At 38.0% G+C, this 6,368-nt stretch carries 7 protein-coding genes and 2 pseudogenes; 4 read left to right on the forward strand and 5 right to left on the reverse strand.

Features of this window, described 5'->3' with window-relative positions; all coding sequences use genetic code 11:
- The first annotated feature begins 8 nt into the window (after positions 1-8).
- From CI597_RS08200 to CI597_RS19730, 3 genes and pseudogenes are all read left to right on the forward strand, one after another.
- Positions 9-1,313 carry an acetyl-CoA hydrolase/transferase family protein gene (locus CI597_RS08200; RefSeq protein WP_024727473.1) on the forward strand — a complete coding sequence of 435 codons (1,305 nt, stop codon included), beginning with the start codon at positions 9-11 and terminating at the stop codon, positions 1,311-1,313.
- A 94-nt stretch (positions 1,314-1,407) separates the two neighbouring features.
- A complete protein-coding gene (locus CI597_RS19725; RefSeq protein WP_024727472.1) occupies positions 1,408-1,785 on the forward strand; it encodes a transposase in 378 nt (125 codons plus the stop codon).
- 183 nt (positions 1,786-1,968) lie between these two features.
- A pseudogene (locus CI597_RS19730) lies at positions 1,969-2,165 on the forward strand (transposase).
- Here the strand turns inward: CI597_RS19730 and CI597_RS19735 are convergent.
- The 5 genes and pseudogenes from CI597_RS19735 to CI597_RS08230 form a co-directional block, all read right to left on the reverse strand.
- A pseudogene (locus CI597_RS19735) lies at positions 2,164-2,307 on the reverse strand (IS256 family transposase); the annotation flags it as partial. The pseudogenes CI597_RS19730 and CI597_RS19735 overlap by 2 nt on opposite strands.
- Before the next feature lie 207 nt (positions 2,308-2,514).
- Positions 2,515-3,441, reverse strand: coding sequence for an ROK family protein (locus CI597_RS08215; protein ID WP_034549341.1), 927 nt, complete (start codon positions 3,439-3,441; stop codon positions 2,515-2,517).
- A gap of 74 nt (positions 3,442-3,515) precedes the next feature.
- Positions 3,516-3,827 carry a PTS lactose/cellobiose transporter subunit IIA gene (locus CI597_RS08220; protein ID WP_024727470.1) on the reverse strand — a complete coding sequence of 104 codons (312 nt, stop codon included), beginning with the start codon at positions 3,825-3,827 and terminating at the stop codon, positions 3,516-3,518.
- A 4-nt stretch (positions 3,828-3,831) separates the two neighbouring features.
- Entirely contained in the window at positions 3,832-4,137 is a 306-nt protein-coding gene (locus CI597_RS08225) for a PTS sugar transporter subunit IIB (RefSeq protein ID WP_024727469.1), read from the reverse strand.
- Between the two features lie 25 nt (positions 4,138-4,162).
- Positions 4,163-5,470, reverse strand: coding sequence for a PTS sugar transporter subunit IIC (locus CI597_RS08230; protein ID WP_024727468.1), 1,308 nt, complete (start codon positions 5,468-5,470; stop codon positions 4,163-4,165).
- Between the two features lie 342 nt (positions 5,471-5,812).
- Here CI597_RS08230 and CI597_RS19415 point away from each other — a divergent pair.
- A partial coding sequence (locus CI597_RS19415; RefSeq protein WP_143266069.1) for an IS91 family transposase occupies positions 5,813-6,368 on the forward strand: 556 nt, incomplete at its 3' end.

Raw genomic sequence — 6,368 nt, forward strand, 5'->3', positions numbered from 1 at the left:
AGGAAACGATGGACTGGAAAAAGATTTATGAAGAAAGATCAACTTCAGCTGAAGTTGCTTTAAAAAATATTCCTGATGGCGGACGTGTCGTAACGGGACACGCTGCAGGGGAACCTTCTTATCTTCTTACCGTAATGGCGGAAAATAAAGAATGGTTTCACAACGTAGAGATCTGCCATATGGTTTCACTTGGAAAAAGTGAATATGCACAGGAAGGAATGGAAAAACATTTCCGTCACAATGCTCTGTTTATTGGTGCAAATACCAAAAAGACAGTTGCTGAGGGACGTGGAGATTATACTCCTTGTTTCTTCCATGAAATCCCAAGATTGTTTGAAGAAGAACTTCCAGTAGATGTGGCACTGATTTCTGTCACACCTCCAGATGAAAACGGAAGAGTCAGTCTTGGCGTTTCTATAGACTATACAAAAGGCGCTGCCCAAAATGCTAAAATCGTTATAGCTCAAGTAAACGACCAAATGCCTTTTACTTATGGTGACAGTTTAATGGACGTTTCTGAAATCGACTACTTTGTAGAACATTCAACACCTCTTCCAGAATTAAAGCCAGCAGTGCTATCTGATGTGGAAAAAGCCATCGGAGCTAACTGTGCATCTTTGATCCAGGATGGAGACACACTTCAATTAGGAATCGGAGCAATCCCAGATGCGGTACTTCTTTGCCTAAAAGACAAAAAGGATCTTGGAATTCACTCTGAGATGTTTTCAGATGGTGTGGTTGAATTAGCAGAAGCCGGAGTTATTACAAACGCAAAAAAAGAACTACTTCCTGGAAAAATGGTAGCAAACTTTCTTATGGGAACAAAACGTCTTTATGATTTTGTAGATCACAATGAAAATGTTGCTATGTACCCTGCGGACTTTACCAATGACCCAGTAATCGTTGCAAAAAATGACCATATTATCTGTATCAATTCTAGCGTTCAAGTTGATTTAATGGGACAGGCTTGTTCAGAATCCGTTGGATTGACTCAGATCAGTGGAGTTGGTGGACAAGTAGACTTCGTTCGAGGTGCTTCTATGGCAAAACACGGCATATCGATCCTTGCTATGCCTTCTACTGCAAGAAAAGGAACAATCTCAAAGATTGTTCCGCTACTAGATGAAGGAGCTGCTGTGACAACTTCAAGAAATGATGTTGACTACGTAGTCACAGAATATGGTATCGCTCACTTGAAGGGAAAAACACTTCGAGCAAGAGCAAAAGCATTGATTGAGATTGCACATCCTGACTTTAGAGATGATTTGATCAAAGTTTATGAAGAACGATTTCACTCATTAACGCCACTATAATTGCTTTTATAATCAACAAACGGGAGTATCACATAGTTTTTGTAAACCTCCAAACTGATGTAAGATAAGATTAGTCAGTTTGGAGGTTTTGTTTATGGCAGGGGAGAATGACAGCCCACAAAAAGCAGCAATGAGGGAAATGATGCATGATTATATGAAATTAAATGATATCAGCATCGAAACCGGCACGGATGTTAACTCCGTCATGCGTGACATGATGTCAGTGCTTCTGGAAGGTGCACTGGATAAGGAACTTAACAAAGAATTCGGTTATTCAAAATATGATCACCGGAATAAGGATACTGACAACAGCCATAACGGACATTCACAAAAGACCGAGCATACCAGCTATGGTGATATTCATGTAGGTGAAAATGAAAGTGCAAAACTTTGGTTATCTTTTAGGATTAGTCTTAAGAACCGGGGCGTTGATGGACTTACCGGCTTTCCGCAGGCGATAGAAGCTGTTTAATCAAAGACAGAGATACAACAGTATATTATTCATGAGATTCGGAATTCCACAAAATTTGTATCATACAAGGATATCAAGAAACTGATAGCAGATCTGAAAGGTGTATATGCTGCACCAACCGAAGAAATTGCCTAAAACGAACTGGAGCTGTTCAAGGACAAATGGGACGCTAAATACCCTAAAATCTATAAATCCTGGCACGATAACTGGGCAGCGCTTTTGACTTATTTCAAATACCCGGAAGCAGTCAGACGGCTGATATAACAACCAATGCCATTGAAGGCTTCAACCGGCAGCTTCGGAAAGTGACAAAATCCAAGACGGTCTTTCCGACGGATGACAGCCTTCTGAAAATGCTGTATCTGGCCTGGACACAGTGATGGTTCCGCCAAGGAGAGCTTTTAGGGCATCTTGAATGTCTTCAGCAGTTTGGATATCGTATTCCTCCAGGAGCTGATGGATTATGCTGCGTTTCCCTTCCGTCATTTGTACTCTGTGTACGGGTTTCTTTTCTCTTGCCATAATAAAAGGCCCTCCTATGATTTTTATTTTATCATAGAAAAACCTTATGAGTTCTATTTTACAGAAAAAGTTTCACACACTCTTTAATTTATTTTTCACTCTTATTCCTTCGTTTTTATTTGTTACATTTTTGTTACGTCATATTGAATATTATCATATTTACAGCATTATATAAAGTATTTTTGTAATCTTTTTGTAATCTTTTAGTTACAAGTTAGCAGCACCAATGATTCCTGCATCATTCCCCAGCTTCATCTGCATAACTTCCGGAATATATGTCCTGTTGCCTCCAAAACAATATTTTTTCACATATTCATTGACCGGCTGAATCAAACGATCTCCTGCATGACTTATGCCGCCGCCGAGAAGCACCTTTTCCGGGCGAAAGATATTTACAAAATTTACAATTCCCTCTGCCAAATACATTACATATTCATCAATTGCCTCATTGGCTGCCCGATCATTATTTTTCGCTGCCTCAAAAATTGCAACTCCATCAATTTCATTGTATTCATGAAGCAGAGATTCTTTTTCTTGTTCCATTTTCTTCTTTGCAATTCGTATGATTGCCGTTGCAGACGCATACGCTTCCAAACAGCCTTTTCTACCACAAGTACAAGGTTCTCCTCCTGCAATCAATGTGGTATGTCCAAGTTCTGCCCCACCGGCATAATATCCGTCAAACACTTTTCCATCCAAAATGATTCCGCCTCCTACTCCGGTTCCAAGAGTCAATAAAATCATATTGTTACAATCCTTTGCTGCTCCGGCAACTGTTTCCCCAAGAGCTGCACAATCCGCATCATTATATACTTTTACCGGAAGCTGCAGACTATTTTCCATTATTGCTCCAAGTTCAATATTTTCCCATACGATATTATTGGAATAGATGACAGTCCCGGTTTTCGAATCAATGGTTCCCGGACAGCCAATCCCAACTTTTTCTACCTGCTCTTTGGAAATATGATGTTCTTCAAGCAACTCTTCTACCAGTTTTTCCATATCTTTCATAATTTCTTCTGCAGAACGTTGTGCAAAGGTCTTCTTCTGACCTTTTGCAATGATTTCATTCTCTTCATTCACAATTCCTGCCTTGATATTTGTTCCACCTAAATCAATTCCTACTTTTGACATCAATTTCTCCTTTTCAATATTCTAAGAAAAAAACATACCTTAAATCAAAAGATATGTTTTTTTTCATGTAATTTTTATTTATTGATCATTTTACAGATGTCGATAAATTCTCCTGCAAGTACTTTAAATGTCTCAGCAGACATCATCTGGTCTTCTGCATGCACTAACAACAAACAAACTTCTGTTGGCTGTCCGCTTGCTTCCTTCTGAATCATTTCTACATGGGCTTTATGACCTTCTGAATAATAAGTGTCACCTTCTTTGATGCAATTTTGTGCTTCTTCATAGGCACCTTCTTTTGCTTTCTGAATCGCATTAATGTAGCATGATTTTGCTGCTCCTACGTTTGAAATGATTTCAAAACAAATTAATTCAATACCTTCCATCTTTCTATTCCCCTATTAAATCTAATGCAAACTGAAGTACTTTCTGTCCGTTCATTGTTCCATAATCTCTCATATTGATAACTTCTACCGGAATTTTCCCCGCTGCAAGTTTTTCCATTTCTGCTTTCTGGTAACCAACCTGAGGTCCTAATAACAGAACGTCTACATGATCGATTTCATTGATTGCTTCCGTTACAGATTTTGCATTAATGTTTGCTTCAATACCCATCTCTTTTGCAGCTGCACTCATCTTCTGTACTAACATACTAGTTGACATTCCTGCGTTACACACTAATAAAATATTTTTCATGTTAAATTTCTCCTATAATACAATATTAATTTTCTGTTCCTTCATCCATCTGTTTTTCCATGATACTATCATTGATTTTAACAAATGGAAGGTATAATAATACACCGATTGCGATAACAATCAACTGTACAAGTACGGCTTTCCAGTCACCTGCTGTTGCAAGATAAGCATTGATCAATGGTGGAGTTGTCCAAGGGATGTACACAACGCAAGGATCGATAAATCCGATGGATGTTGCAACATATCCTATGATTAACCCGATTGCCGGAAGCAGTACGAATGGAATCATCAATGCCAGGTTGTAAACGATTGGGTATCCGAAGATAACCGGCTCATTAATGTTAAAGATTCCAGGTGCAAGTCCTAATTTTGCAATACTCTTAGATGCTTTGTTTCTACTGAATAAAAATGTTACAAGGATTAATACGATTGTACTTCCTGAACCACCGATCATTCCAAATGTTGGAACAAATGCTACATTCATGATATGTGGAACTGCCTGATGATTTGCAAATGCAAGCATATTTTCGTTGATATTTGCAATTAAAAGCGGTTCAAGTAAAGTTCCGTAAATAACCGTCTGATGAATTCCGAGTGTAAATAATAAATTTCCAAGGCTATAAAGAATAATGACACCTGCAAGGCTTGTATTCACTTTTCTTAATGGTTCCTGGATGAACATAGAAATCAGTGCTACCAAGTTCGTGTCAAATACGACATATAAAACGGTTGAAATGATTCCCCAGAATGATAAAACAATAATTACAGGAATTAATACATTGAAAGATTTTGATACTGCCGGTGGAATATTATCACCAAGCTTAATCTGCAGTTTATCAATGTGTGAAATTGATATGAATAATTCAGTTGTAATCAATCCAATGATGATTCCTGCAAATAACCCTGTTGTTCCAATATTGCTGAATCCGAGAATTCCCGTTGCTGCAACTGCTTTATCTGCATTTAATGGTGTTACTTCCATAACGTTTGGCATCATAACAACCAAACTTGCCAATGCGATTATCGCTGCTGCCAGCGGATTTTCAAATCGTTTACTTGATGATAACATAAATGCCACGATTGGTGCTACTAACAATCCTGAAATATTCAGTGTACCGTTTGTAATTACAGTTCCCCAATACTGTGCATTTACCAATGCATCACCTTTTAACAAAAATGGAAATAACACATTGTTAATTAATACTGCAACACCTGCTAAGATATATAGCGGCATAAGCGTTGCAAAAGTATCTCTTAATGCTTTCAGATGAATCTGTCCCCCAACACGCATCGCCACGTTGGAAAACTTGTCAATAAACTTGTTTCCTCCCATAAAATCCTCCTTGGGTGCTTTGTTTGTTGAAATGTTATATCTTATTTATAATTTAACATATCTTTTTCAATCATTCAACATACTTTTCGATTTTGGGTAATTTATACAATATATTATTGATTTTTTAGTATATATCCATAAAAAATAGGCTTTGCCTATTCAACTCCCCTGCCCCTCAATCGAGGGCACTGAAAAAGTAGATAATACCGCCTGTGTTTGCTATAATGCATATATCAAATATAGGCGGTGTTTTTATGATCGAACAACAGCAGAGATTGGTGTTAAGTCCATACATGGAAATATATGAATTAGTAATCCCGAAAGATAATCTTCTATAGTCTTATGAATATCTTACAGACAATCTTTACCGACTATTATGAAGAAATTATATATACTCTTCATCCCAGAGATACTGAGATGGAAAATATCGATAAGATGTTAGGCTGTGGGGATCCTTCTTTCGGCGGCTCCATGTACGCCTGCACTCATTGCGGAAATTTTAAATTTGTTCCTTTCCGCTTCCATAGCCGTTTTTGCCCTACTTGTGGTAATAAATACTCCATGGAACGCACTACCACTATGGCTTTTAAACTAGTAAATGTCTCTCACCGTCATTGTGTTTTTACCATTGATGAAAATCTTCGTAACTTCTTCCTCAGGGACCGTTCTCTGCTTAACTGCCTTTTCCATTCCGTTAACAGGGTTGTTTCCCGTATGTTTCATCAGATAAACAAATCAAAAAACTTTACCCCTGGTTTCATTATGGTTTTACATACCTTCGGCAGGGATCTCAAATGGAACCCTCATATCCACTGCCTTATCTCCGAAGGCGGTTTTAGTGATGACGGCTTCTGGCGTCATGTGAAACACTTTCATTACAATTTTCTCCGTAATGCTT

It is taken from the genome of Anaerostipes hominis (ex Lee et al. 2021), from assembly GCF_002270485.1.
GTDB lineage: Bacteria > Bacillota > Clostridia > Lachnospirales > Lachnospiraceae > Anaerostipes > Anaerostipes hominis.

Bases quoted from the DNA above. Each gene is read 5' to 3' on its own strand.
- CI597_RS08230 (WP_024727468.1), bottom strand. From the start codon at position 5,470: ATGGGAGGAAACAAGTTTATTGACAAGTTTTCCAACGTGGCGATGCGT.
- CI597_RS08200 (WP_024727473.1), top strand. From the start codon at position 9: ATGGACTGGAAAAAGATTTATGAAGAAAGATCAACTTCAGCTGAAGTT.
- CI597_RS08220 (WP_024727470.1), bottom strand. From the start codon at position 3,827: ATGGAAGGTATTGAATTAATTTGTTTTGAAATCATTTCAAACGTAGGA.
- CI597_RS08215 (WP_034549341.1), bottom strand. From the start codon at position 3,441: ATGTCAAAAGTAGGAATTGATTTAGGTGGAACAAATATCAAGGCAGGA.
- CI597_RS19725 (WP_024727472.1), top strand. From the start codon at position 1,408: ATGGCAGGGGAGAATGACAGCCCACAAAAAGCAGCAATGAGGGAAATG.
- CI597_RS08225 (WP_024727469.1), bottom strand. From the start codon at position 4,137: ATGAAAAATATTTTATTAGTGTGTAACGCAGGAATGTCAACTAGTATG.